This is a genomic window from Pseudomonas sp. PA1(2017) (assembly GCF_001945375.1).
Taxonomy (GTDB): Bacteria; Pseudomonadota; Gammaproteobacteria; order Pseudomonadales; family Pseudomonadaceae; genus Aquipseudomonas.
In genome coordinates this window covers 65,133-88,482 of the sequence record NZ_MSXU01000013.1, presented here as the reverse complement: position 1 = coordinate 88,482, position 23,350 = coordinate 65,133, and the positions used below count along the sequence as shown (strand labels likewise).

25 protein-coding genes are annotated in these 23,350 nt (G+C 62.1%); 16 read left to right on the top strand and 9 right to left on the bottom strand.

What is annotated here, in order from left to right:
• The first annotated feature begins 211 nt into the window (after positions 1-211).
• Positions 212-1,141 carry a 2-hydroxyacid dehydrogenase gene (locus BVH01_RS18750; protein ID WP_075931757.1) on the top strand — a complete coding sequence of 310 codons (930 nt, stop codon included), beginning with the start codon at positions 212-214 and terminating at the stop codon, positions 1,139-1,141.
• 253 nt (positions 1,142-1,394) lie between these two features.
• Here BVH01_RS18750 and BVH01_RS18745 read toward each other — a convergent pair whose 3' ends face one another.
• Together BVH01_RS18745 and BVH01_RS18740 are read right to left on the bottom strand one after the other, a co-directional pair.
• Positions 1,395-2,072, bottom strand: a complete 678-nt coding sequence (locus tag BVH01_RS18745; protein ID WP_075931756.1) for a GntR family transcriptional regulator — start codon at positions 2,070-2,072, stop codon at positions 1,395-1,397.
• 48 nt (positions 2,073-2,120) lie between these two features.
• A complete protein-coding gene (locus BVH01_RS18740; protein WP_075931755.1) occupies positions 2,121-2,855 on the bottom strand; it encodes an SDR family NAD(P)-dependent oxidoreductase in 735 nt (244 codons plus the stop codon).
• A 262-nt stretch (positions 2,856-3,117) separates the two neighbouring features.
• Here BVH01_RS18740 and BVH01_RS18735 point away from each other — a divergent pair, with 262 nt between their 5' ends.
• From BVH01_RS18735 to BVH01_RS18725, 3 genes are all read left to right on the top strand, one after another.
• Complete coding sequence (locus BVH01_RS18735; RefSeq protein ID WP_075931754.1) at positions 3,118-4,149, top strand: ABC transporter substrate-binding protein; 1,032 nt, start codon at positions 3,118-3,120, stop codon at positions 4,147-4,149.
• A 141-nt stretch (positions 4,150-4,290) separates the two neighbouring features.
• Entirely contained in the window at positions 4,291-5,358 is a 1,068-nt protein-coding gene (locus BVH01_RS18730; RefSeq protein WP_083659505.1) for a phosphotransferase, read from the top strand.
• Complete coding sequence (locus BVH01_RS18725; protein ID WP_075931752.1) at positions 5,355-6,671, top strand: aspartate aminotransferase family protein; 1,317 nt, start codon at positions 5,355-5,357, stop codon at positions 6,669-6,671. The genes BVH01_RS18730 and BVH01_RS18725 overlap by 4 nt, the downstream gene beginning before the upstream one ends.
• A gap of 5 nt (positions 6,672-6,676) precedes the next feature.
• Here the strand turns inward: BVH01_RS18725 and BVH01_RS18720 are convergent, their stop codons facing one another.
• The 3 genes from BVH01_RS18720 to BVH01_RS24520 are packed head-to-tail and all read right to left on the bottom strand — an operon-like array spanning position 6,677 to position 7,982.
• Positions 6,677-7,216, bottom strand: a complete 540-nt coding sequence (locus BVH01_RS18720) for an RNA 2'-phosphotransferase (RefSeq protein WP_075931751.1) — start codon at positions 7,214-7,216, stop codon at positions 6,677-6,679.
• Between the two features lie 32 nt (positions 7,217-7,248).
• Entirely contained in the window at positions 7,249-7,806 is a 558-nt protein-coding gene (locus tag BVH01_RS18715) for a tetratricopeptide repeat protein (protein WP_075931750.1), read from the bottom strand.
• Entirely contained in the window at positions 7,803-7,982 is a 180-nt protein-coding gene (locus BVH01_RS24520; RefSeq protein ID WP_139317874.1) for a hypothetical protein, read from the bottom strand. The genes BVH01_RS18715 and BVH01_RS24520 overlap by 4 nt, the downstream gene beginning before the upstream one ends.
• Positions 7,983-7,985: 3 nt before the next feature.
• Between BVH01_RS24520 and BVH01_RS18710 the strand changes: the two genes are divergently transcribed.
• Genes BVH01_RS18710 through BVH01_RS18700 form a run of 3 tightly spaced genes read left to right on the top strand, consistent with a single transcriptional unit; the run spans position 7,986 to position 11,208 of the window.
• Positions 7,986-9,275 (top strand): FAD-binding oxidoreductase, encoded by a 1,290-nt coding sequence (locus BVH01_RS18710; protein WP_075931749.1) that lies wholly within the window; start codon positions 7,986-7,988, stop codon positions 9,273-9,275.
• Between the two features lie 14 nt (positions 9,276-9,289).
• Positions 9,290-9,847, top strand: coding sequence for a helix-turn-helix domain-containing protein (locus tag BVH01_RS18705; protein WP_075931859.1), 558 nt, complete (start codon positions 9,290-9,292; stop codon positions 9,845-9,847).
• A 20-nt stretch (positions 9,848-9,867) separates the two neighbouring features.
• On the top strand, positions 9,868-11,208 hold the full coding sequence (locus BVH01_RS18700) for a glutamine synthetase family protein (protein WP_075931748.1): 1,341 nt from the start codon (positions 9,868-9,870) through the stop codon (positions 11,206-11,208).
• A gap of 62 nt (positions 11,209-11,270) precedes the next feature.
• Here the strand turns inward: BVH01_RS18700 and BVH01_RS18695 are convergent, their stop codons facing one another.
• Complete coding sequence (locus BVH01_RS18695; RefSeq protein WP_075931747.1) at positions 11,271-11,882, bottom strand: Yip1 family protein; 612 nt, start codon at positions 11,880-11,882, stop codon at positions 11,271-11,273.
• A 433-nt stretch (positions 11,883-12,315) separates the two neighbouring features.
• Between BVH01_RS18695 and BVH01_RS18690 the strand changes: the two genes are divergently transcribed.
• The 8 genes from BVH01_RS18690 (at position 12,316) to BVH01_RS18655 (ending at position 18,955) form a co-directional block, all read left to right on the top strand.
• A complete protein-coding gene (locus BVH01_RS18690) occupies positions 12,316-12,618 on the top strand; it encodes a hypothetical protein (protein ID WP_075931746.1) in 303 nt (100 codons plus the stop codon).
• A complete protein-coding gene (locus tag BVH01_RS18685; RefSeq protein WP_075931745.1) occupies positions 12,618-13,229 on the top strand; it encodes a DUF6436 domain-containing protein in 612 nt (203 codons plus the stop codon). The genes BVH01_RS18690 and BVH01_RS18685 overlap by 1 nt, the downstream gene beginning before the upstream one ends.
• Before the next feature lie 452 nt (positions 13,230-13,681).
• Complete coding sequence (gene cyoA, locus BVH01_RS18680; RefSeq protein ID WP_075931744.1) at positions 13,682-14,578, top strand: ubiquinol oxidase subunit II; 897 nt, start codon at positions 13,682-13,684, stop codon at positions 14,576-14,578.
• Positions 14,579-14,581: 3 nt separating this feature from the next.
• Complete coding sequence (cyoB, locus tag BVH01_RS18675) at positions 14,582-16,555, top strand: cytochrome o ubiquinol oxidase subunit I (protein WP_075931743.1); 1,974 nt, start codon at positions 14,582-14,584, stop codon at positions 16,553-16,555.
• Between the two features lie 3 nt (positions 16,556-16,558).
• Positions 16,559-17,182, top strand: a complete 624-nt coding sequence (gene cyoC, locus BVH01_RS18670; protein ID WP_075931742.1) for a cytochrome o ubiquinol oxidase subunit III — start codon at positions 16,559-16,561, stop codon at positions 17,180-17,182.
• Positions 17,182-17,514 carry a cytochrome o ubiquinol oxidase subunit IV gene (locus BVH01_RS18665; protein ID WP_075931741.1) on the top strand — a complete coding sequence of 111 codons (333 nt, stop codon included), beginning with the start codon at positions 17,182-17,184 and terminating at the stop codon, positions 17,512-17,514. The genes cyoC and BVH01_RS18665 overlap by 1 nt, the downstream gene beginning before the upstream one ends.
• 11 nt (positions 17,515-17,525) lie before the next feature.
• Complete coding sequence (gene cyoE / locus BVH01_RS18660) at positions 17,526-18,470, top strand: heme o synthase (protein ID WP_208605781.1); 945 nt, start codon at positions 17,526-17,528, stop codon at positions 18,468-18,470.
• Between the two features lie 38 nt (positions 18,471-18,508).
• Complete coding sequence (locus BVH01_RS18655) at positions 18,509-18,955, top strand: 3-phosphoshikimate 1-carboxyvinyltransferase (protein WP_075931740.1); 447 nt, start codon at positions 18,509-18,511, stop codon at positions 18,953-18,955.
• Here the strand turns inward: BVH01_RS18655 and BVH01_RS18650 are convergent.
• Both BVH01_RS18650 and BVH01_RS18645 read right to left on the bottom strand, forming a co-directional pair.
• Positions 18,942-19,880, bottom strand: a complete 939-nt coding sequence (locus BVH01_RS18650) for a class I SAM-dependent methyltransferase (RefSeq protein ID WP_075931739.1) — start codon at positions 19,878-19,880, stop codon at positions 18,942-18,944. The two genes, BVH01_RS18655 and BVH01_RS18650, sit on opposite strands and share 14 nt — an antisense overlap.
• 147 nt (positions 19,881-20,027) lie before the next feature.
• Positions 20,028-21,296, bottom strand: a complete 1,269-nt coding sequence (locus BVH01_RS18645; protein ID WP_075931738.1) for an OprD family porin — start codon at positions 21,294-21,296, stop codon at positions 20,028-20,030.
• Positions 21,297-21,828: 532 nt separating this feature from the next.
• On the opposite strand from BVH01_RS18645, the gene BVH01_RS18640 reads away from it, so the two are divergent.
• Entirely contained in the window at positions 21,829-22,185 is a 357-nt protein-coding gene (locus BVH01_RS18640) for a 5-carboxymethyl-2-hydroxymuconate Delta-isomerase (RefSeq protein ID WP_075931737.1), read from the top strand.
• A 37-nt stretch (positions 22,186-22,222) separates the two neighbouring features.
• Here BVH01_RS18640 and gcvT read toward each other — a convergent pair whose 3' ends face one another.
• Positions 22,223-23,344, bottom strand: a complete 1,122-nt coding sequence (gene gcvT, locus BVH01_RS18635; protein ID WP_075931736.1) for a glycine cleavage system aminomethyltransferase GcvT — start codon at positions 23,342-23,344, stop codon at positions 22,223-22,225.
• Positions 23,345-23,350: the final 6 nt, after the last annotated feature.

The window sequence follows — 23,350 nt, the reverse complement described above, 5'->3', positions numbered from 1 at the left end:
AGCTGCGCGTCGGCCCTGCGGCGTTAAAAACAGGCTCGGAATGCTCATGTACACCAGTACACTCCGCTTCCTCGCCTGTTTTTGCCTTGCAGGGCTCTAGCTCGCAAGACTTGAAGCGGGTTCTTTTCTGAAGAGATCCCGAGCCGCCTCGCTTTCGCCCGTGCCGAGGCAGGTATCATCCGCACTTCGATATCCACGATAGGAGAGCTGCATGAGTCGTCCCACCGTGCTTCAGGTCGGTCGTTTCCCGCCACGTTTCAATGAGCGCCTGCAGCGCGACTATCAACTGATCCGCCTGTGGGAGCAGAAGGAGTTGCTCGCCGAGCGCGGTGCCGAGATCGATATCGTCGTGACCTCGGCGCGCTACGGCTGCTCGGCCGAGCAACTGGCGCAGATGCCCAACCTCAAGGCCATCTGCAGTTTCGGTGTCGGCCATGATTCGATTGCCGTCGATGAGGCCAAGGCCCGTGGCATCGTCATCAGCACCACGCCGGACGTGCTCAACGAATGCGTGGCCGACACGGCCATTGGCCTGGTGATCGACACCGCCCGGCAGTTCGCTGCATCCGACCAGCACGTGCGCCAGGGTAAATGGCTCAAGGGCCAGTACCCGCTGACCCGCAAGGTCAGTGGCAAGAAGCTGGGCATCGTCGGCTTCGGGCGGATCGGCAAGGAAATCGCCAAGCGCGCCGCGGGCTTCGACCTGGACATCCGCTACCACAACCGCCGGCCTGACCCGAGCACTACTTACGGTTACGAGGCCGACCTCAAGGCACTGGCAAGCTGGGCCGACTTTCTGGTGCTGGCCTGCCCTGGCGGTGCCTCCACCCATCACCTGATCGACGCCGAGGTGCTCGCCGCCCTGGGCGCTGACGGCATTTTGGTCAACATTTCCCGCGGTAGCGTGGTGGACGAGCAGGCGCTGGTCGCCGCGCTACAGGCCGGCACACTCGGCGGCGCAGGGCTGGACGTTTTCGAGGACGAGCCGCGGGTGCCCGAGGTGCTGTTCGCCATGCCCAATGTGGTGCTGTTGCCCCACGTAGGCAGCGCCACCGAGGAAACCCGGCTGGCCATGGAGAACCTGGTGTTCGATAATCTCGATGCCTTTATTGAGCGTGGTGAGCTGATCACCCCGCTCTGAGAACATGCTCACGATCTGCTGCGCGTCGGCCCTGCGGCGTTAAAAGCCCGCTCGGACTGCTCATTTACAGCTCGTAAACTCCGCGTCCTCGCCTGCTTTTGCCTTGCATGGCTCTAGCTCGCTAGATCGTGAGCATGTTCGAACCGAATAGGCGAGCCGCGCAAGCGGCTTCGCTTATACGCGCCGGGCCACAAGCCCGAACGCGGTTTCTACCCTCGAGCGACACCCGGTGCGCCACAAGCGCACCGGTTCTCTAGGCCACCGTGGCCTCACGCCTTGCGATGAATGCCGTCATCAGCTGGTTGCCATCGAGAATGTCGGTGCAGATCGCCTGGCGCGCCGCCGCGCCATCACCCTTCTGCAGGGCATGGAAAACCTCCCAGTGATGCTCGATCGCCATGCGTTCGCTGAAGTCGCCATAGGCACGGGCGATCAGCGGCCCGGTGCGCATCCACAGGCTGTCGAGTACGTCGCGCAGCAGTGGCATGCCGGCGATATCGGCCAGGGCGAAGTGAAATGCCTGGTTGAGCTTCAGTGCCGCGATCAGGTCGCCGTCGTGCACCGCCTCCAGGTTGTCGCGGATGTTGCGCTCGAGCATCTTCAACTGTTCGGCGCTTACCTTGCCGGCCGCGGTTTCGGCGGCTAGGCCTTCGAGCGCCAGGCGAATGCTGCGGATTTCCGCGTACTGCTCCAAGGTCAGCACCGGCACGCGGATGTCGCGCGGGGTCTTCAGGATCAGCGCCTTTTCCTTCGCCAGCTGCAGGATCGCGTCGCGTACCGGGGTGACGCTGGTGCCCAACTGTTCGGCCAGGTCGCGGATGCGCAGGCGGTCGTCCGGCTGGAAACGGCCGGTGATCAAGGCCTCGCGCAGCAAGGCGTAAACGCCACTACCCAGGTAGGTGTGGCTGAGACCGTCGATGGGGTATTTCATGGTGGTGACTTCCAGGGCGCAGGCCAGGCGATTCTACCTTGCGAGGCTTCATACGTGCTGGCCACCGTTGACGTGAATTTCTGCGCCATTGACGTAAGTCGCCCCGGACGTGCAGAGAAAATACACCAGCGACGCGACTTCCTCGGGTTTGCCCAGGCGATGCATGGGAATATCACGCTCGACGATCTGCTCGGTACCCGACGACAGGATCGAGGTGTCGATTTCGCCCGGCGCAATGGCGTTCACGCGCACCCCGTGGCAACCGAATTCGTGGGCCATCTCGCGGGTCAGTGCCGCCAGCCCCGCCTTGGAGGCGGCATAGGCGGAGCCGGCGAAAGGATGCACCCGTGAGCCGGCGATGGAGGTGACGTTGATGATGCTGCCCTGGGCTGCCTTCAGTTCCTCGAACAGCCCGCGGGCGAGCAGGGCGGTGGAGAACAGGTTGACGTTGAACACTTTGGTCCAGGTGGCGTAGTCGCTGCCCAGCACGCCCAGGCGTTCGCCCTCGCTGCCTTTGGGCGACATGCCGGCGTTGTTGACCAGTGCATCCAGCCGCCCGCCGAGCTTCTCGCGGATCAGCGGCAGGCTCTCCTGCAAGTGCTCGATGTCCTCGAGGTCCAGATGAATATGGTTGAGCTTGCCCTCGGCCCAGGGGCATTCGGCGACCCAGTCATGGCGCGAGGCGGTGAAGATGCGCCAGCCCGCCGCGTTGAAGTGTTTGACCGTCGCATGGCCGATGCCCCGGCTGGCGCCGGTCAGCAGCAGGGTTTTCTGATCGCTCATGGCATTTCTCCGCAGTGGTGGGGCTTGCGCAAGCACTGTAGCTGGGCAAATAATCGCTCAATGAAAAATATGATGCATCATAAATTTCAGGATGCTTTAATGATTCCGCCGTGCACGCCAATAACAACAAATAGATGGCCTAGTGGACCTGCTCAGCTCCCCAGCGCCGTGCCAATGGTTCTTGTCGGTAAAGCACCGGTGTTTCTTCCTTGAAGCTGCCCTTACCCAACCAGAGCCTCGGCCCTGCCAGGAGCAACCCTCAATGTTCAAGAAAACCGCACTACTGATCGCCCTCGCCAGCAGCGCCGCCATGTCGCAAGCGGCTGAAAAACTCGCCGTGGTTTCCTTTGGCGGTGACAACAAGGTGGTTCAGGAATCAGCGTTCTACAAACCCTTCGAGGCGCGCGAGAAGGTGCGCATCGAAGCCTCCGCGTATAACGGCGAGATGGCCAAGATCAAGGTCATGGCCGATACCGGGCAGGTTTCCTGGGACGTCGTCGAAGTGGAGACCCCGGAACTGATCCGTGGTTGCAGTGAAGGGCTGTTCGAGCCGCTGGACTGGGCGAAGATCGGCAAGCGTGAGGATTTCATTCCCGAGGCGGTGAGCGATTGCGGCGCCGGGATCTTCATCTGGTCGACGGTACTGACCTACGACGGCAGCAAGCTCAAAGGCGCCCCCGCGGGCTGGGCGGATTTCTGGGATGTGCAGAAATTCCCGGGCAAGCGCGGCCTGCGTCGTGGCGCCAAGTTCACCCTGGAGTTCGCCCTGCTTGCCGACGGCGTGGCGCAGGCCGATCTGTACAAGGTGCTGGACACCGAAGAAGGCGTCGAGCGGGCGTTCCGCAAGCTCGATCAGCTCAAGCCCAACATCCAGTGGTGGGAAGCCGGCGCGCAGCCGCTGCAATGGCTGGCCGCCGGTGACGTGGTGATGACCTCGGCCTACAACGGCCGCGTGACCACGGCGCAGAAGGAAGGCCGCGACTTCGTCATGCAATGGAACGGCAGCCTCTACGACCTCGATCACTGGGCCATCGTCAAAGGCAGCAAGAACAAGGAGCTGGCCGAGAAGTTCATCGCCATGGCCAGCACGCCCGAGTTGCAGAAGGTCTATGCCGAGGGCATTCCCTATGGCCCGACCAACACCCATACCATGGCGCTGATCGACCCGGCCATACAGGGCAGCCTGCCGACGGCGCCGCAGAACCTCAAGAACGCCCGCGCCATGGATATCGAGTTCTGGATCGACCACGGCGAAGACCTGGAGCAGCGTTTCAACGCCTGGGCCAGCAAGTAAAAGAGGTAACAGGCCCCGGGAGTGTCAGCGGGCCGTGCCGCAAAATTCGGGTACGGCCGGATTGCTCCTTGGGGTCTTGTTTTATCACAACAGGCAGTACATGAATTTAACGAGGGCCAGATCCTGGCGGAGTGTATGGATGTGTCGCTGAATACCCAGGTTGTGCATGACCCCTTATTGCAGGCGCAGCCGGCGCAGGTCAGCGCGGTGCGCGCCGGAATCATCGCCAGCGAGTGCTTTGGCGTGCTGGGCGGCGTTCGCCCGTTGGCTGGTGAACGCGACCTGAATTTCCAACTCGCCTGCGCGGACGGTACGTCCTATCTGCTGAAGATTTCCCATCCGCTGGAAAACCCTCAGGTGGTGGATTTCCAGAACCAGGCGCTGCTGCAGATCCAGCGCGCCGATCCCGAGCTGCCGGTGCAGCGTGTGTATGCCGCGCGTGACGGTCGCTATCAGGCCGCGGTCGATATCGATGGCCAGACCATGCTGGTGCGTCTGCTGTCGTTCGTCGAAGGGCTGCCTTTGCATCAGGTCAGCGCGCGTAGTGCCGGGTTGCGCCATAACCTGGGCGACGCCATGGCGCGGCTCGACAGGGCGCTGGCTGACTTCAGGCATCCTGCATCTGAACACGAGCTGCTCTGGGATATGCAGCAAGCCGCCCGGCTACGGCCGCTTTTGGCGCATATCGATGACCAGCCACTGCGCGCGCTGGTGGGCGAGGCGCTGGACGCTTTCGAGGCGCACGCCCTGCCGCGTTACCCGACCCTGCGTCGTCAGGTGATCCACAACGACCTCAACCCGCATAACGTCATCGTCGACCCCCTGCGGCCCGAGTGTGTGCTGAACATCCTCGATTTCGGCGATATGGTCGAGGCGCCGCTGATCAACGAGGTCGGCGTCGCCGCGGCGTACCAGCTTGGCCATGGGGGAGACGTGCTGGCGCCGGCCCTGGACTTCGTGGCCGCCTATCACCGATGCAACCCGCTGCGTGACGAGGAACTGGATATCCTCGGTGAGCTGATCGCCACGCGGTTGGTGATGACCATCGCCATCACCGCCTGGCGCGCCAGCTTGCACCCGGAAAATCGCGATTACATCCTGCGCAACGTACCCCAGGCCAGCGCCAGCCTGCGCGGTCTGGCGGCCAGCGAGCCGGCGCTGGTGCGCCAACGAATCCATCAAGCCTGCCGGGGAGCCTTGCAGCCATGAGCATGATCAACGGCTTCAGTGCGGCGGATGCCGAACGGCTGAGTGAAAGGGAGCGCAGCCTCATCGAGCGCCGCGAACGGCTGCTCGGCCCGGCCTACCGGTTGTTCTACGAGCGCCCGCTGCACACCGTGCGCGGCGAGGGTGTATGGCTCTACGACGCTGCGGGGCGGCGTTACCTGGATGCCTACAACAACGTGGCATCCATCGGCCATTGTCACCCGCGCGTGGTGCAGGCGATTGCCGAGCAGGCGGCGGTGCTCAATACCCACACCCGATATCTGCAGGAAGGCATTCTCGATTATGCCGAGCAGTTGCTGGCGACCTTCCCGGCCGGGCTCGAACAGGTGATGTTCACCTGCACCGGCAGCGAGGCCAATGACCTGGCGCTGCGCATCGCCCGCCACTACACCGGCGGCACCGGAGTGATCATCACCCGTTTCGCCTACCACGGGGTGACCGGCGATATTTCCGCGCTGTCGCCATCGCTGGGCGCCAGTATCCAGCTTCCCGGCCATGCCCGTACCGTGCGCGCCCCGGATGTCTATCGCCTCGGGCCCGAGGCGGGCAAGCTGTTCGCTGAAGACGTGCGGGCCGCCATCGCCGATCTGCGCGCCCACGGCATTAAGCCGGCGGCGCTGCTGATCGACGGCATCTTCGCCAGCGATGGCATCTTCGCAGGGCCCGAAGGCTGTATCGCCGAAGCGGTTGCGGTCGCCCAGGCAGAGGGGTTGCTGTACATCGCCGATGAAGTGCAGTGCGGCTTCGCTCGCACCGGTTCGCACATGTGGGGGTTTCAGCGCCATGGCGTGCAGCCGGATCTGGTCAGTCTCGGCAAACCCATGGGCAATGGCCAGCCGATCGCGGGCGTGGTCGTGCGCCCCGAGGTACTCGAACCCTTTGGTCGCAGCATGCGCTACTTCAATACTTTTGGCGGCAACCCGGTGTCCTGTGCCGCCGGCCAGGCCGTGCTCGACGTGATCCGCGACGAGGGGCTGCTGCAGCGCTCGGCGCAGGTCGGCGATTACCTGCTGGCGGGTATACGCCGCCTGGCCGGGCGCCACGAGCTGATCGGCGATGTGCGCGGGGCGGGGATGTTCATCGGCGTCGAGTTGGTCAGTGATCGGGCCAGCAAGGCGCCGGCGGCCGAGCAGGCCAAGCGGGTGGTCAACGGCATGCGCGAGCGCGGCGTGCTGATCAGCGCGGCCGGGCCCTTGGAGAACATCCTGAAGATTCGGCCGTTGCTGGCGTTCGAGCAGGCGCATGCGGATTTGCTGATCGATGCATTGGATGAGGCCTTGCAGGCCTTGGTGTGAGCCGCTCAGGCCCGCCGAAGGAATTCGGCGGGCACCGCTTCGGTCAGCCAGACGCCGTTGTCGGCCTGGAAGAACGCGAAGCCCTGCTCGTGCATGCGTAGCGCGTCGATCTCGAGGATCACCGGGCTGCCGTAGCGCTGGCCGACCTGCTGGGCAGTTTCCATATCCCGAGACAGGTGCACATGATGGCGCGCTCCGGCGATCAGGCCCTGGCCTTCGATGGATTCCAGAAAGCGACTGGCGGTGCCGTGGTAGAGGCGTTCGGGCGGCTTTTTCCGAACGTGCTGCAGTTGCACCTGGGCGGTCGAATGACCCTGGGCAGCGCGGATCCTGCGACCGTCAGCGGACAGGCTGAAACGCTTCTTGTCGCTGCTGGCAACCACGTCTTCGATGGTTTCGATATCCAGCGCGCGACCGCTGTGTGCTGCGCCTTCGATCAGTGCGTCGATGTCGGCCCAGCCTTCGCTGTCCAGCTGCAGACCTATGGCTTGGGGCTCATGACGCAGCACGTAGCTGAGGAGTTTGCTGGTTTCGTCGCGGCTCATCTTTTAATTACATCCATGTCATAAAACGGGGCTCAGGCGCCGGGTTTGCTATCCAAGGCCTTGCAGCTGGCCGCATAGTTCTGTTTGCAGGCGCTTTGGAACAGGCGGCGGGCCTGGTCTGGGTCGCGCTGAACGCCGTCGATGCCGCGCATGTATAGGTTGCCGAGAATATGCTGCGCCATGGGATTGCCGCTACTGGCGGACTGGTTCAGGTACTTGAGCATGGCGGGCGGGTTGCGAAACTCCGGGTTGTCCCGGCCGGTGTAGAGGTAAGCCAGGCTGACGGCGGCCTCGGCGTGGCCGCGGTCGGCTGCCTGTTTCCACCAGTATTCGGCCTGCTTGAGGTCCTTCTGCGGCTTGCCGACGAAATAGAAACTGCCCAGTTTGAACTGGCTGTCCAGGTCGCCCCGTTGTGCCAGGGCGGTCAGGCGCTGAAAGTCACCTTCGGCGGCCTGCTGCTCGGGGGACGCCGCGCCTGTTGGGTTCTGGTTCGCAGGCGCCTGGGGCTGGTGGCGGTTGGCGCAACCGGCGAGCAGGGCGAGAACGCTGGCGAGCAGCAACGGCGTGGTGAATACGGACAGTCGGGTCATGCTTGGGCTCCGGGAAGGACGGCTTGCGCCTCATGTCGAGAGCCGTCGGTGCTGCGATTATTGTCGAGATTCGACCTGCTGGTCGGCAAACCGTTCGCCTGCCGGTGAACGATGCTGCTTGGTTGCGTGAAATTAATCGTGTATTTTTTCATGAAATAATCGCTCGATAATTTCATTCCATGTTCCGGCAGTCCCCTCGGCATCTCGCCACCTACTATGCAGGCTGTTATCCAGGCCCTATCCCCGAGCGTGCTCGCCTCGAAGAGGACCTGGACTGCGACGTGGTGATCGTCGGAGGCGGCTTCAGCGGTTTGCATTGTGCCCTGCGCCTGGCGGAGGCCGGCAAACGGGTGATCATGCTGGAGGCCAGCCGCGTGGCCTGGGCGGCCTCGGGGCGCAACGGTGGGCAGGCGCTGCTGGGTTGGTCATGCGATATGCCGCCGTTGGAAAAGGCCCTTGGCCTCGACGGTGCCCGGCAGCTTTGGGACAGCATGTGCTGGGCCGCCGATGAGCTTCGCGAGTTGCCGGCGCGCCATGGTTTCGAGGTGGATTACCGTGTCGGCAGCCTGTGGACGGCGGTACTGCCGCGCCGGGTCGGGCAGCTTCGTGAGGCGCAGAATGAGGCGCTGCAAAAATGGGGCTACCACGACCTGCGGCTGATCGAAGGCGCGGAGCTGCGCGAATGGATCGACAGCCCGCGTTACGTGGCGGCGCTGCATGACGCCAGGGGCGCCCACCTCGACCCGCTCAAGCTGGCCCAGGGGTTGGCGGCTGCTATCGAGAAGGCCGGCGGCCGTATCTACGAGCAGACCCGAGCCCTGGCCTACGAAACGCTGCCGGAAGGCTACCGCGTGCGCACCGCGCATGGCGAGGTGCGCGCTGATGTATTGGTTCTGGCCTGCAATGCCTACCTCGACACGCTGGACGAGTCGCTATCCCGGCGCGTGCTACCGGTCGGCTCCTATCAGGTGGCCACCCAAGCGCTCGACCCACAATTGGCGCGTTCGCTGCTGCCGCACAACAGTTGCGTGATCGACAACCAGTTCGTTCCCGATTACTTGCGCCTGACCCCGGACAACCGCCTGTTGTTCGGCGGTGGCTGCACCTATCTCGGCGGCTTGCCGAAAGACGTGCCCGCGGCGACCCGCCCGTATCTGGAGCGCGTATTTCCCCAGCTCAAGGGCGTGGCCATCGAATACGGCTGGGGCGGGCATATCGACGTCACCATGAAGCGCACCCCGGATGTCGGGCGCAGCGCCCAGTGCTACTGGCTGCAGGGGTTCTCCGGCCATGGCGTGCTGCCGACTCTGGCCGCGGCGCGGGCGGTGACCGACGCGATTGCTGGCGACGACCACTTGCTGGCGCTCTACCAACGCATCGGCAACCCCCGTTTTCCCGGCGGCAGCTGGCTGGCGGCGCCGCTGGAGGCCGCAGGCAAAGCCTGGTATCGGCTGCGTGACTTTCTATGAAGGGCTCGACCGGCATGGACATGCAGGAAGAAATCGAAGGTCTCGCGATCCTGATCCGCGACCTGCGCAAGCACAAGAACCTCACGCTCGGCGAGCTGGCCGCGCGCATCGGGCGCTCGGTGGGCTTCGTGTCCCAGGTCGAGCGCGGCCTGTCCAGGCCGACCGTGGCGGATCTGACCGCCATCAGCGAAACCCTGGGCGTATCGACCACCTATTTCTACAGCCTGCAAAAACCCAGGGCACTGCCATGGGTCACCCGCCCGGGCGAGCGTCGCACCCTTTATTACGCAGGTGGCATCACCGATGTGCTGGCTTCGCCAAGCATGTCAGCCGGCTTCTCCATGCTGGAAAGCCACTTGGCGCCTGGCGCCACCAGCGGCGAGGGCCACCTGACCGACAGCTCGGAGCAGGGCGGCTTCGTGCTCGAAGGCCAACTGAGCATCTGGCTGGACGATCAGCCTGAGCCGGTGACCCTCGGCCCCAATGACAGCTTCCAGTTGCCAGCGCACAGCCAGTTTCGCTACGCCAACCTTACCGACCAGCCCGCACGGGTACTCTGGGTGTTCCGCTAGGCGGACACGGGAAATCACACATGACCTTTACCAGCCTGTCCGACGAAGTCCGCGCCTTTCGCGCCGCTCACCCCGACGTGCGTTATGTCGACCTGATCTGTCTGGACATCCCCGGGCATTTCTATGGCAAGCGCTACCCCATCGACATGCTGGAGAAGGTCGCCGCCGGCAGCCTGCTCAAGCTGCCGCAGAACTGCGTGTTGCTGGGTGCTCAGGGCGGCCTGCACGAGATCGGCGATTATTGCTTCAACGACGGTGACCCGGATGCCACGCGGCGGCTGATTCCCGGCACGCTGAAACCCGTGCGCTGGGAGCACCAGCCGCTTGGGCAGATGCTGATCAGCTCGGACGGCACCGAATCGCCCATCGAGTTCGAGCCCCGGGAAGTGCTGGCTCGCGTGCTGGCGCGCCTGGCGGCCAAAGGCATTCATCCGGTGGTTGCCTTCGAGCTGGAGTTCTATCTGTTCGACCGGGCGCTGAGGGACGGTTTACCGCAATTCCCCCGCGACCCGTTGTGCGGCGACGAGGACGACCAGCCCAACCTGCATATCGAGCGCCTGTCACGGTTCTCCCCGGTTCTTCACGAGATCGTCGAGGTGGCCAATGAGCAGGGTATCGACGCCAACGTGATCACCGCGGAGATCGGTCCTGGGCAGTTCGAGATCAATTTCGGCCACTGCGAGGACGGCCTGCAGGCAGCCGACTGGGCCGCGCTGTTCACCCGTCTGACCCGCGGTGTGGCCCTCAAGCACGGCCACCGCGCGAGTTTCATGAGCAAGCCTTACCTGGATGCGCCGGGCAGCGGCATGCACGTGCACGTGAGCCTCTATGACCGGCAGGGCAACAACCTGTTGGCGCCGGACGACGGCAAGCCGCTTCGCCACGCAGTGGCCGGTTGCCTGGACTGGCTGCCGCACTGCATGCCGATTTTCGCGCCGCATCACAATGCCTATCGCCGCTACGGCTCGCGGGTCAACGCCGCCAGCCGCGCCAGCTGGGGTTATGAGGATCGCGATGCCTGCGTACGGATTCCCGATTCCGACGCCCGCAATCTGCGCATCGAGCATCGCCTGGCCGGCGCCGATGCCAACCCATATCTGGTGCTGGCCGCGATCCTGGCGGCCATGGAAGATGGCATGCAGCAGCGCGCCGAACCCATCGCGCCGTTGAACGAGAATCGCCAGAGCGGCATCGACTTTCCCATGGACATGCTCGGTGCCGTGGCGCAGATGCGCCATCACCCGGCGGTCAATGTCGGGCTGGGCGAAGAGTTCGTGATGGTCTACTGCGAGAACAAACGTCAGGATCACCTGGCGTTCATGACGCACATCAACGCCCGCGAATACCGCTGGTTCCTGTGAGTTTCTTCGCGACAAAAATGGAAAACCCGCCAAAAGGCGGGTTTTCTCCATACTGCGCCGGATCAGCGGAACAGCGACCAGCTCACTGCGTAGTCGTTGAAGCCCAGGCCCCACAGCGCCACGGTCAGCGCCAGCAGCAGCTCGAGCACCAGCACGCCGATGGCCAGGGTACCGCCAGAGATGGTCAGCCCCTCGTTGACCGGGATGCGCAGGAACGCTGGCATGCCCACGTAAAGCAGGCGCGCACTGTAGGCCAGTGCGATGAGGCCGACGATCAGCAGTAGCCAGGCCTTCGGATAGAGCAGAGCGATACCGGCGATGAACAGCGGCGTAGCCACGTAACCGGCGAAGACGATGCAGCGGCGACGACTCGGGCGGCTGGCGAAGGAGTCGGACATCCAGTGGATGACGTTACCCATGATGGCCACGCCGATCAGCATCAGGATGTAGAATACGATGCCCAGTGCCGCGGCCGTCGGCACCGCCACCTTGTACGCCTCACCGCCCAGGTGCCAGCCGATCTGGGTGGTACCGATGAAAGCGCTGACGACGGGAATGAGTGCCATCAGCAGAACGTGACGGGCATAAAGGTTGGTGATGCTTTCCTTTTCCCGATCTATGTTGCGCCACTCGCGGCCCGGATTGGCCAGCAGCCCCCAAATGTGATTGATCATGACTCTTCTCCTCTGACTCCAGCATCGCGCCGGCATGAGATCCCCGAGAGCTGATCAGCCTGGATTGTGCGGCAAGTGCCATTCAATTCAGCCCTCACAGGTATGAGTGAAGTTCACCGCAATAGGTTTGACCAGAAATTCGACGCTGCTGCGCGTGCGGTCTTTTCATGATCTGCGGCGCAGCGTTCAAGGCCGCGTCTGGCGGGGCGCCGCCATGCTCGCAGGTGAGCGGTGATGGGTCGTAACGGAGTATGTCCAGGCAGGCTGGAAAAGCGTCGGCAGTCACGGGCGCAGAGCCCTGCAGTCGTGCGCTCCGGCGAAGCGGCAGGGGAGGGGAGGGCTCAAAGCCCTATGTTTTCTGTGTGCTCTTTGGCCCCTGCCTCGGGTGAGGCAAAAGTGCTATGTTGCGCACCCTCTCAGGCAGGGCCAGAACATGAGCGACGACAAGGCACATACTCGATCCCCCGAGCAATCGGACGACGGCAAGCGCGGCGGTTGTCTGTGGCTGACCCTGTTGGGGCTCGGCTTCATCGTTCTGGTGTTCGGCATCATCATCTTCGCCATCACCCGTGAGCAGACCGCCGATGTGCAGGCCAACGAGCAGCGCGCCATCCAGGCCTGCTGGGTCAAGGCTAACGACCCGTCCGCCACGCCCACGTCGCGCGCCTTCGCCACCGACAGCTGCAAGGAGATGGAAAAGCAGTTCCGCATCAAATACGACCGGGATCCCCAGTGATGAGCCAGGAACAGGCCGCGCCGTCAAAGCGCTTTCTGCTGATTCTGTGCCTGCTGGTGCTGGTCATCGTCGTAGCCATGGCAGCCTGGGCATGGAGCCGTTTCGGAGTGTCTTATCTGCGGCCGTTCGGCGACCAGGAGCAGCAGGCGGTGTTCTTTCAGGGCGGAGGCCTCAAGCTGCCTGACGAACTGGCCGGGCCGGGCAAGATTCGCGTGGTTCATTTCTGGGACCCGCAGTGCCCATGCCACAAGGAAACCGACGCGCACCTCAATTACCTGATCGGTCTTTATCGTTATTCCGGCGTCGAGTTCTACAGCGTGCAGAAACCGGGCAGCACCGGCGAAATGCTACCGTTCTTGCGAGGCAAGCTGACGGAGCTGGAATCGATCGAGGGCATCGAGTCGATTCCGGCCAGCCCGGCCATCGCCATCTGGGATCAGAAAGGGAACCTGGCCTACGCTGGTCCCTATAGCGAGGGGTTGGTATGCAACTCCTCGAACAGCTTCGTCGAGCCGATTCTCGATGCGCTGTCGGCCAACCGCAGCGTCTCGGCCGCCAACACCATGGCGGTGGGCTGCTACTGCGACTGGCAAGCGGACAAGGGTCGTTGATTTACCGCAGTAATCCATGAGGTATGTGTGGTTATTGCTGTGCGACATATTGCCGCGCAATTGCGCGGATATGAGCCACTATTATGAGTCGCAACTCTCCCGGTGATTCGCGCTCTGCCTGCGAGCAATCCTTCGCTCTGGGGCTACAGCTGCGGTCATGTGGGGCTTTGCGAGTTGAGCGAGCTGTGACCAGCTGCCGGATAGCGGCTGGGTTGGCTGGGTCGGGGCAGGCCGGGGCGAGCAATACACCCCGACTATTTGTAGGCCCATCGTCGTTATGAGGTTGGTTTTTTTGGCCGCCTAACCGAAAATGTCGCCCCCTCCGTTTAGTAGTTTCGAAGCTGAAACGATTTCGGTGCCTCGGCGCATCGTTTTCCTGGCATGCCCTGCGGTATTGGGCGTCAGGCTGAACAGAACGCTATGTGGGATATCACTTTGCTGAAGGTCGTGAAATGAGAGAAGAGAAGTACCACCGCTTGTTCCGCACGCTTCTGACGATTGTCGTGGCCGTCTCCCTGAGTGGCTGCGACTGGGTTCTTTTCGATTCGAAAGGCCAAATCGGCATCGAGCAGCGCAACCTGATCATTACCGCCACTCTGCTGATGCTGATCGTGGTGGTACCCGTCATTTTCATGACCATTCTGTTCGCATGGCGCTACCGCTCCTCGAACAAGGACGCGACCTACGCGCCTGAGTGGGCTCACTCGCACAAGATCGAGGCCATCGTCTGGGGCGTCCCTTGCGTGATCATCATCGTGCTGGCGGTGATCACCTGGAAGACCACTCACTCGCTCGACCCCTACAAGCCCATCGAGCACGAGAACAAGCCGCTGACCGTCGAAGTGGTTTCGCTGGACTGGAAATGGCTGTTCATCTACCCGGAGCAAGGCATCGCCTCGGTCAATGAACTGTACATCCCGGCCAATACGCCGATCAGCTTCCAGATCACTTCGCAAACCGTGATGAACACCTTCTTCATCCCGCAGCTCGGCGGCATGGTCTATGCCATGGGCGGCATGCGCACCCAGCTGCACCTGATTGCCAACGAGCCGGGCGAGTTCTTCGGCGTCTCGGGCAACTACAGCGGTCACGGTTTCTCGGGCATGAAGTTCCAGACCCACGCGACCAGCCAGGAAGAGTTCGAGCAGTGGGTGGCCAAGGTCAAGCAGTCGCCTAACACGCTGGACTTCAACGGCAGCTACCAGATGCTCGCCAAACCGAGTGAAAACAACCCAGTCGAGTACTTCAATGCTCAGCCAGGTCTGTTCCGGCAGATCCTCGGCCAGTACATCGATTACAAGAGCAACCCTGTGAGCGAAGCCGCGCACGCTTCAGGTGCGGAGGAATAAACGATGTTCGGAAAGCTGACACTAGATGCAATACCCCTGCACGAGCCCATCCTCGTCGTCACGATGATTGCAGTCGCGCTGGGTGGTCTCGGGGTGGTCGCCGCCCTGACCTACTTCAAGAAGTGGGGCTACCTGTGGACCGAGTGGCTGACTTCGGTCGACCACAAGAAAATCGGCGTGATGTACATTCTCGTCGCCCTGGTCATGCTGCTGCGTGGCTTCGCTGACGCGATCATGATGCGTACCCAGCTGGCGATCGCCACGGGTGGCTCCGAAGGCTATCTGCCACCGCACCACTACGATCAGATCTTCACCGCTCACGGTACGATCATGATCTTCTTCGTGGCCATGCCACTGGTGGTCGGTCTGATGAACATCGTCACGCCGCTGCAGATCGGTGCGCGCGACGTTGCCTTCCCGTTCCTGAACTCGCTGAGCTTCTGGCTGTTCGTGGTTGGCGTGCTGCTGACCAACATCTCCCTGTTCGTGGGTGAGTTCGCCATGACCGGCTGGGTCGCGTATCCGCCATTGTCAGGCATCGAGTACAGTCCGGGGGTCGGGGTCGACTACTACATATGGGCGCTGCAGATATCCGGTATCGGTACGCTGCTCACCGGTGTCAACTTCTTCGTGACCATCATCAAGATGCGTGCCCCTGGCATGACCCTGATGAAAATGCCGATCTTCACCTGGACCATCCTGTGCACCAGCGTGATCATCTGCGGCGCGTTCCCGATCCTGACTGCCGTGCTCGGCATGCTGACTCTGGACCGTTACCTGGATTTCCACTTCTTCACCAACGAAGCGGGTGGCAACCCGATGATGTACGTCAACCTCCTGTGGGCCTGGGGCCACCCTGAGGTGTACATCCTGATCCTGCCGGCTTTCGGCGTGTTCTCCGAAGTCACTGCGGTATTCGCACGCAAGCGTCTGTTCGGTTATGCCTCGATGGTCTGGGCTACCGTGGCGATCACCGTACTGTCGTTCGTGGTATGGCTGCACCACTTCTTCACCATGGGCTCTGGCGCCAGCGTCAACGCCTTCTTCGGTATCGCGACGATGATCATCGCCATTCCGACCGGTGTGAAGATCTTCACCTGGCTGTTCACCATGTACCGCGGTCGCCTGGAGTTCACTTCGCCGATCCTGTGGACCCTGGGCTTCATCATCACCTTCTCCATCGGTGGTATGACCGGCGTACTGCTGGCCGTTCCGGGTGCTGACTTCCTGCTGCACAACAGCCTGTTCCTGATCGCCCACTTCCACAACGTGATCATCGGCGGTGCGGTATTCGGCTACATGGCCGGTATCACCTTCTGGTTCCCGAAAGCGTTCGGCTTCAAGCTGCACGAAGGTTGGGGCAAGGCGTCCTTCTGGTTCTGGATCGTCGGCTTCTACTTCGCCTTCATGCCGCTGTACGTACTGGGCTTCATGGGCATGACCCGTCGTCTGAACAGCACCACCAACCCCGAGTGGGAACCGTGGCTGTACGTGGCCGTGGTCGGCGCCGTGATGATCGGTATCGGTATCCTGTGCACCCTGATCCAGTTCGCTGTATCGATCATCAAGCGCAAGGAACTGGCCGACGTGACTGGCGACCCATGGGATGCTCGCACCCTGGAGTGGTCGACTTCCTCGCCGCCTCCGTTCTACAACTTCGCCGTTACTCCGCGTGGTGATCGCATCGACGAGTTCCACGAGCAGAAGCGTGATGGCCTCAAGCCTGCGCCGAGCAAGTACTCGCCGATCCACATGCCGAAGAACACCGGTGTTGGCCTGATCATGTCCATTGGTGCAATGGTCTTCGGCTTCGCCCTGATCTGGCACATCTGGTGGCTGGCTGCGCTGGGCTTCGTCGCGACCTTCGTGGTGCTGATCCGTAACAGCTACAACACGGATGTCGACTACTACGTGCAGCCCGACGAGATCGAGCGCATCGAGAATGCACACATTCAAGCAAAGGCTAAGCAGGCGTAAACCATGTCCAGTGAAGTTTTGAGCAACCACGCCGCTCATGACGATGATCATGAGCACGAGCATCACCACGACGCGGGTGAAATGAAGGTCTTCGGGTTCTGGATTTACCTGATGACCGACTGCATCCTGTTCGCGAGTATCTTCGCAGGCTTCGCGGTGCTCAGCACCGCGTACGCCGGCGGTCCTACTCCGAAGGATCTGATCGACCTGAAGCTGGTTCTGGTCGAAACCTTCGCCCTGCTGTTCTCCAGTATCACCTACGGCATGGCCATGCTGGCCATGTACCGTGGCGACAAGGGCAAAGTGCTGTCCTGGCTTGCCGCGACCTTCCTGTTCGGTGTGGTGTTCATCTCGATCGAGTTGTACGAGTTCCACCACCTGATCCACGAAGGTGCCGCGCCGCAGGTCAGCGCCTACTGGTCCGCGTTCTTCACCTTGGTCGGCACCCACGGTCTGCACGTCAGTGCCGGCTTGGTGTGGATGGCTGTGATGATGCACCAGGTCGCCAGCCGTGGCCTGACTCCGGTCACCCAGACTCGCCTGAGCTGCCTCAGCCTGTTCTGGCACTTCCTCGACGTGGTCTGGATCTGCGTGTTTACCGTTGTTTATCTGATGGGGGCTCTGTAATGGCTCATGATCACCACTCTGTCGCTGGCGAGAGCCATGGCAGCACCAAGGATTACGTCGTCGGCTTCGTGCTGTCGGTAATCCTCACCGTGATCCCGTTCGCGATCGTGATGAACCCCGTCATGTCGAAAGCGGCCACGTTGTTCACCATCGTCGCGTTCGCGGTCGTGCAGATCTACGTGCACCTGGTGTACTTCCTGCACATGAACACCTCGTCCGAGCAGCGTTGGAACACGGTTGCTTTCGTGTTCACCATCCTGATCACCATCATCGTCGTAGCGCTCTCCATCTGGATCATCTGGAGCATGCACTACTACATGATGGCCAATTAAAAGAGAGCAGCCTGATGTTCAAGCAATACCTGCTCCTGACCAAGCCGGGCATCGTCTTCGGGAACATGATTTCCGTGGCCGGTGGCTTCTTCCTGGCTTCGAAGGGGGATATCGACCTGATGCTGTTCCTGGCAACAGCACTCGGCGTCGCTCTGGTGATTGCTTCCGGTTGCGTGTTCAACAACTACATCGATATGGACATCGATGAAAAGATGGAGCGGACCAAGAACAGGGTGCTGGTAAAAGGCCTGGTTCCGCCGACTCATGCCATCGTTTACGCCTGCATCCTCGGGATTGCAGGCGTTGCCTTGCTCTATAAAGCCACGAATCTGCTTGCAGTCGCCTTGGTCCTGATGGGCTTCGTCGTCTATGTCGGGCTGTACAGCCTGTACCTCAAGCGCAATTCGGTTTATGGAACCCTGGTTGGCAGTCTGTCGGGCGCCGCTCCGCCTGTTGTGGGCTATTGCGCTGTAAGCAACGAGTTCGACATGGGGGCAGCGATTCTGCTGCTGATCTTCAGCCTCTGGCAGATGCCCCACTCGTACGCTATCGCCATCTTTCGTTTCAACGACTACCAGGCCGCCAACATTCCGGTGTTGCCGGTGATCAAGGGCGTTCCCGCTGCCAAGCGCAGCATCGTCCTGTACATCGCCGCGTTCCTGGTCGCCACCCTGATGCTGACCATCAGTGGTTATGCCGGCTACAGCTACTTCGTGGTAGCGGCAGTCAGCGGCGCCTACTGGTTGTGGATGGGGGTGTCGGGTTACAAGGCCGTCGATGACAAGGTCTGGGCACGCAAGCTGTTCGTGTTCTCCATCGTCACTATCACCGCGCTTAGCGTGATGATGTCGGTGGACTTCCAGGCCACGCCGAGCCAGATGCTGATGACTTCGGTCAACCACATCTGTGGCGTCGACAACGTCAGCGGTTTCTGTGCGGCATTTGCCTCGCGCTGAGCCTTGACGAGCGAATCGAGCGGGCCCCGTCATCACCGATGACGGGGCCCGTTTTCGTTGTGGGGGCTGCTAAGCTTCCAGCGATTTGGAGAAATGACGTGAACGAGCAAGACGCCTTCATCACCGGCCTAAAGGATCGCCTGCCCGAGGATCTCAAGAATTCCTTCACCGCCGAGCAGCTCGCCGCGCTCAAGGTGGCCTTCGGCGCACGGCAGTGGGGCCGCCACCCGGTGGATCTGCGCGGCACGCTCAAGCTGTGGCGCTGGCGCTACTATTTCGTGTTTCTGGCCGGGCGTAACAAGCGCGACCTCAGTCGCGCCCAGCAGGAGCTGTCGCTGACCGCCAAGGCGCTGGGCGTCAGCCTGTTCCTGATGATTTCCCTGGCGATCGGCCTGCTGTTCCTCTACCTGATCAAGTCGGCATTGGGCATCAATCTGTTCTCCGGCTTTTCCCTGGGGCTATGGGACTGGTTCAACCGCGCCTGAACAACAGGACCTTGAGCCCGCCTTCGGGGCTCGCATCGGGGAACTCCGGCGGGTTGTCCAGGCGTCGTTCGAAGCGCAGCTCGGGTGCTTCGCTGGCCATGCCGGCGACCAGGAAGTCGCTGGCGGTATCCGGGTCGTTGACGCACGCCAGCACGCAGCCTTCGGCGCTGAGCAGTTCGGGGAGCCTGCGCAGAATCTTCCCGTAGTCGCGGGTCAGGGCGAAGCTGCCTTTCTGGAACGAGGGCGGGTCGATGATGATCAGGTCGTACGGGCCGTGGCGCTTGACCTTGCCCCATGACTTGAACAGCTCGTGGCCGAGAAAACTCACCCGGCTCAGGTCGTGCTCGTTGAGGCGGTGGTTGTCGCGGCCGCGGCTCAACGCGGCCTTGGCCATGTCAAGGTTGACCACATGCTCGGCACCGCCGGCAAGCGCGGCCACCGAGAAGCCACAGGTGTAGGCGAACAGGTTGAGTACCCGCTGGCCGTTGGCCTGTTCGCGCACCCAGCGCCTTCCCAGGCGCATGTCGAGAAACAGGCCGGTGTTCTGCTTGCGGCCCAGGTCGAGTAGAAAGCGCAGCCCGTTTTCCTCGATGACCCATTCTTCAGGCAACTCCCCGACCAGGCACTGCATCGGGCTGTCGGGCAGATAGCGCTGCTGCAGCAGCAGGCTGTGGGCACTGCTGCCTCGCCACTGATCCGATTCGCTCAACTGCCGCAGCATGTCCTGCAGGGCTAGCAACTGATCGGCCTGGGGTTCGCGAAACAGGCACACCAGCACGATCCCCTGCAGCCAGTCGACCGTGATGTGCTCCAGCCCCTCCCAGCAGCGGCCACGGCCGTGGAACAGGCGTCGCGTTTCCCTGGGCGGGTTGAGCAGAGCGTCGCTCAGATGTTGGTGGAGCAGGGCGAGGTGGTTGGCATTCATGGTGCGCAGTTATCGGCAGGCGGGGCGCGGCAGTGTAAACCAAAGCTATCGGTGGCTCATGGGGGAGGGCCGCTTCGTGGCGCATAAAAAAGCCCGTCACGAGGACGGGCCAACTATGCCACTGGAGTCAGCGATGCGATGTGCGTGTTACAGGATCGACAACGGGTAGTTGAAGATCAGGCGGTTTTCACTGGCGTCCTGGCCGACGTCACGGCGGACGCTGGAGTTACGCCAGCGAATGCTCAGGTTCTTGAAGGTGCCATCCTGCACGGTGTAAGCCAGTTCGGATTCACGAGCCCACTCTTCAGCATCGCTGCGGCCCGAGGTGTGAATGTTCGAGCCGCTCATGTAGCGGTTCATCAGCACCAGACCAGGGATGCCTACGCCTGCGAAGTTGTAGTCGTGACGAACCTGCCAGGAGCGCTCTTCAGGGCTGTCGAAGCTGGTGGTGAAACCATCGTTGACCAGCGTACCGCCGCTGGCACCGTCCACGCGCATGAACTTGGTATCGCCACCCATGCGCTGATAGCCCACGAGGAACGTATTGTTGCCGTGCTTGGCGGACAGAGCGGCCTGATAGACCTTGTTGTCCAGATCGCCGGCTTTGGCCGAACCTTCGTCCTTGCCGGTGACGTAACCGAGGTTGGCACCCAGTACCCAGTCGCCAACCGGCTGGCTGTGGGTCAGCTGCAGGTAGCTCTGCTTGTAGATGTCTTCCAGGCGGGCATGCCACAGGCCGATCAGGGTGTTGTTGCCGTTGAACTTGAATTCGCCACCGCCGAAGTTGAAGTCGCCCCCGGAAATGCCGCTGTAGGACATATCTTCACGGCTGGCGTCGTTGCGCTGGCTGTTCTTCCAGAACTGGCCGCCGAACAGAGTCAGGCCGTCGATTTCAGCGGAAGTGATCTGGGCACCCTGGAAGGTCTGGGGCAGCGAGCGACCGTCGTCGGCACGCAGGATCGGCAGCACGGCGAACCACTCGCCGACCTTGAGTTCGGTCTTGGAGATCTTGGCCTTGGCGGCTACCGCGGTACGGCCGAAGTCGTCAGGAACGTTACGATTGCCAGCGGGGCCATGCTCTGGCAGCAGGCCGCTGTTGCTGGTGTTGGCATTGCCGTCCAGCTTGACCGAGTAGAGGCCCAGCACATCGATGCCGAAGCCCACGGGGCCTGCGGTGTAGCCGGAGCGAGCATCGAGAATGAAGCTCTGCGTCCAGCCCTCTGCCTGGCCCTGGCGCTCGCCATTGATGACCGGGTCGGTACCGTTGAGGTAGTTACGGTTGAAGTAGTAGTTACGCAGGTTCAGCGACACCTTGGCATCGTCTACGAAGCCTTCGGCATGGGCGGCGAACGGCACGGCCAGGGCCATGGTTCCGGCCCCGATCAGGCCCAGCGAGATGATTTTGCGTGCGGTCATTGTTGTTGTGCTCCCGATTTTTGAACAGCCCGCCCTCTGCCAATCGCTGATCGACATGCCGTGAGGTCGGTGTGGAATGCCCCTTACAGGGCGCAGACCTGCGCGATGCGCAGGGCTCTGCCTCAGGCCCTAGCCATCGGCGAATAAGTGGCGCGCAGGTATCGAGATAAATGCGACGGATCGGACGCGGGTGCCCGGAAGACGGTATGCAGGGGACGTGAAGGCTGGCTTCATGATGCGACCTTTTTTGTTTTTATAAGGCTTTGTTGTCATACAACATTGGCGGCGATTATCGACAGCTCCCAATCGGCTTGTCAACGCAAGCCGATGAAAAGATCACCTGATATTTCCATTTGAGCCAGGTCGGTGCTCGCCACCTATAGCCGGATCCCTATGGATAGTGGCTTTCAGGTCATAGCGGCGCGCTCTGGAAGGCTTTCCCACGTCGCTGCGCGGATGATTTACAGACGCCCTCGTCATTGGATCAATGTTGTGCGATAACGGATGACGACATCAAAACAAGAGAAGCGACATGCCACATTGCCTGATCGAAGGTTCCCGCTCCTTGCTGCAAAGCGTGACCGGTAGCGAATTGGTAACGAGGGTTCACGCTGCCGCCATGGGCAGCGGACTGTTCAAGGAGGGCGAGGTGAAGGTGCGACTAAGCCTTTACGATCACTTCACGGTCGGCGGCAGCGAGGAGGATTTCGTGCACGTGATCGCCTATCTGCTGGCCGGTCGTACCGACGAGCAGAAGAAAGCGCTGTCCATGGCCATCGTACGTGCGCTGCTGGAACGCCTGCCGGCTGTTCAAAGCCTGTCGGTAGATGTACGCGACATGCGCCGCGAAGCGTTCAGTAACCGTCGCAGCTGCCTGGACGCTGGCTAAGCGTAAAAGGGCGGCAGGGATTGCCGCCCCGCATGGCTTAACCCCGGTAGTAGCGCTGGGCCACGAATGGTGTCCTGGCGACCTTCATGGCGACACGCTTGCCGCGCACCAGGGCCCAGACCTCGCTATCCACGGCGACATGGCTGCTCGGCACGTAACCCATGGCCAGTGGAGCGCCCAGGCTCGGGCCGAAGCCGCCACTGCATACCTGGCCGATGACTTCGCCCTCGGCGTTCACCAGCTCGGCACCTTCGCGTACTGGCGTACGCTCCTGGGGCAGCAGGCCAACGCGCTTGCGAGCGACGCCATCGCGCTGCTGGGCGAAGATCCGCTCCGCGCCCGGAAAGCCGCCAGGGCGAGCGCCGTCGGCACGGCGTGCCTTGGATATCGCCCACAGCAGGCTGGCTTCGATGGGCGTGGTGTCGGCGCTCATGTCGTGGCCGTAGAGGCACAGGCCGGCTTCCAGGCGCAGGGAGTCTCGAGCGCCGAGGCCGATGGGCTGCACCTCCGGCTCGGCCAGCAGGCTGCGCGCCAGTGCTTCGGCGTGACTGGCGGGTACGGAAATCTCGAAACCATCCTCGCCGGTGTAGCCGGAACGGCTCACATAGCAATCGACGCCGAGCAGGCGCACGGGTTTGAACTGCATGAAGGTCATTTTGGCGACTTCCGGCGCCAGGCGGGTCAGCACCTCGACTGCCTTGGGGCCTTGCAGGGCGAGCAGGGCACGCTCGAAGCGCGACTCGACCTGGCACTGGTTGGCGATGCGCTGTTGCAGGTGCATCAGATCCTGATGCTTGCAGGCGGCGTTGACCACCAGGAACAAAGTGTCATCGCCCAGATTGGCGACCATAAGGTCGTCGAGTATGCCGCCGTTGGTGTCGGTGAACATGGCGTAGCGCTGCATGCCCACTGGCAGGTCGACGATATCCACCGGCACCAGGCTCTCCAGCGCTTTGGCTGCACCGGCGCCACGCAGGATGATCTGGCCCATGTGCGAAACGTCGAACAGGCCGGCGGCTTCACGGGTATGCAGGTGTTCCTTCATCACGCCGAGCGGGTACTGCACCGGCATTTCGTAACCGGCGAACGGCACCATGCGTGCACCCAACTCTAGGTGCAAGGCGTGGAGGGGAGTTTTCGCCAGAATTTCAGAGCTCATTGCGCT

Excerpts from the sequence above, each read along its gene's own strand:
- BVH01_RS18750 (WP_075931757.1), top strand. The coding sequence starts at position 212 with ATGAGTCGTCCCACCGTGCTTCAGGTCGGTCGTTTCCCGCCACGTTTC.
- BVH01_RS18745 (WP_075931756.1), bottom strand. The coding sequence starts at position 2,072 with ATGAAATACCCCATCGACGGTCTCAGCCACACCTACCTGGGTAGTGGC.
- BVH01_RS18740 (WP_075931755.1), bottom strand. The coding sequence starts at position 2,855 with ATGAGCGATCAGAAAACCCTGCTGCTGACCGGCGCCAGCCGGGGCATC.
- BVH01_RS18735 (WP_075931754.1), top strand. The coding sequence starts at position 3,118 with ATGTTCAAGAAAACCGCACTACTGATCGCCCTCGCCAGCAGCGCCGCC.
- BVH01_RS18725 (WP_075931752.1), top strand. The coding sequence starts at position 5,355 with ATGAGCATGATCAACGGCTTCAGTGCGGCGGATGCCGAACGGCTGAGT.
- BVH01_RS18720 (WP_075931751.1), bottom strand. The coding sequence starts at position 7,216 with ATGAGCCGCGACGAAACCAGCAAACTCCTCAGCTACGTGCTGCGTCAT.
- BVH01_RS18715 (WP_075931750.1), bottom strand. The coding sequence starts at position 7,806 with ATGACCCGACTGTCCGTATTCACCACGCCGTTGCTGCTCGCCAGCGTT.
- BVH01_RS24520 (WP_139317874.1), bottom strand. The coding sequence starts at position 7,982 with ATGAAATTATCGAGCGATTATTTCATGAAAAAATACACGATTAATTTC.
- BVH01_RS18710 (WP_075931749.1), top strand. The coding sequence starts at position 7,986 with ATGTTCCGGCAGTCCCCTCGGCATCTCGCCACCTACTATGCAGGCTGT.
- BVH01_RS18705 (WP_075931859.1), top strand. The coding sequence starts at position 9,290 with ATGGACATGCAGGAAGAAATCGAAGGTCTCGCGATCCTGATCCGCGAC.
- BVH01_RS18700 (WP_075931748.1), top strand. The coding sequence starts at position 9,868 with ATGACCTTTACCAGCCTGTCCGACGAAGTCCGCGCCTTTCGCGCCGCT.
- BVH01_RS18695 (WP_075931747.1), bottom strand. The coding sequence starts at position 11,882 with ATGATCAATCACATTTGGGGGCTGCTGGCCAATCCGGGCCGCGAGTGG.
- BVH01_RS18690 (WP_075931746.1), top strand. The coding sequence starts at position 12,316 with ATGAGCGACGACAAGGCACATACTCGATCCCCCGAGCAATCGGACGAC.
- BVH01_RS18685 (WP_075931745.1), top strand. The coding sequence starts at position 12,618 with ATGAGCCAGGAACAGGCCGCGCCGTCAAAGCGCTTTCTGCTGATTCTG.
- cyoA (WP_075931744.1), top strand. The coding sequence starts at position 13,682 with ATGAGAGAAGAGAAGTACCACCGCTTGTTCCGCACGCTTCTGACGATT.
- cyoB (WP_075931743.1), top strand. The coding sequence starts at position 14,582 with ATGTTCGGAAAGCTGACACTAGATGCAATACCCCTGCACGAGCCCATC.
- cyoC (WP_075931742.1), top strand. The coding sequence starts at position 16,559 with ATGTCCAGTGAAGTTTTGAGCAACCACGCCGCTCATGACGATGATCAT.
- BVH01_RS18665 (WP_075931741.1), top strand. The coding sequence starts at position 17,182 with ATGGCTCATGATCACCACTCTGTCGCTGGCGAGAGCCATGGCAGCACC.
- BVH01_RS18655 (WP_075931740.1), top strand. The coding sequence starts at position 18,509 with ATGACGGGGCCCGTTTTCGTTGTGGGGGCTGCTAAGCTTCCAGCGATT.
- BVH01_RS18650 (WP_075931739.1), bottom strand. The coding sequence starts at position 19,880 with ATGAATGCCAACCACCTCGCCCTGCTCCACCAACATCTGAGCGACGCT.
- BVH01_RS18645 (WP_075931738.1), bottom strand. The coding sequence starts at position 21,296 with ATGACCGCACGCAAAATCATCTCGCTGGGCCTGATCGGGGCCGGAACC.
- BVH01_RS18640 (WP_075931737.1), top strand. The coding sequence starts at position 21,829 with ATGCCACATTGCCTGATCGAAGGTTCCCGCTCCTTGCTGCAAAGCGTG.
- gcvT (WP_075931736.1), bottom strand. The coding sequence starts at position 23,344 with ATGAGCTCTGAAATTCTGGCGAAAACTCCCCTCCACGCCTTGCACCTA.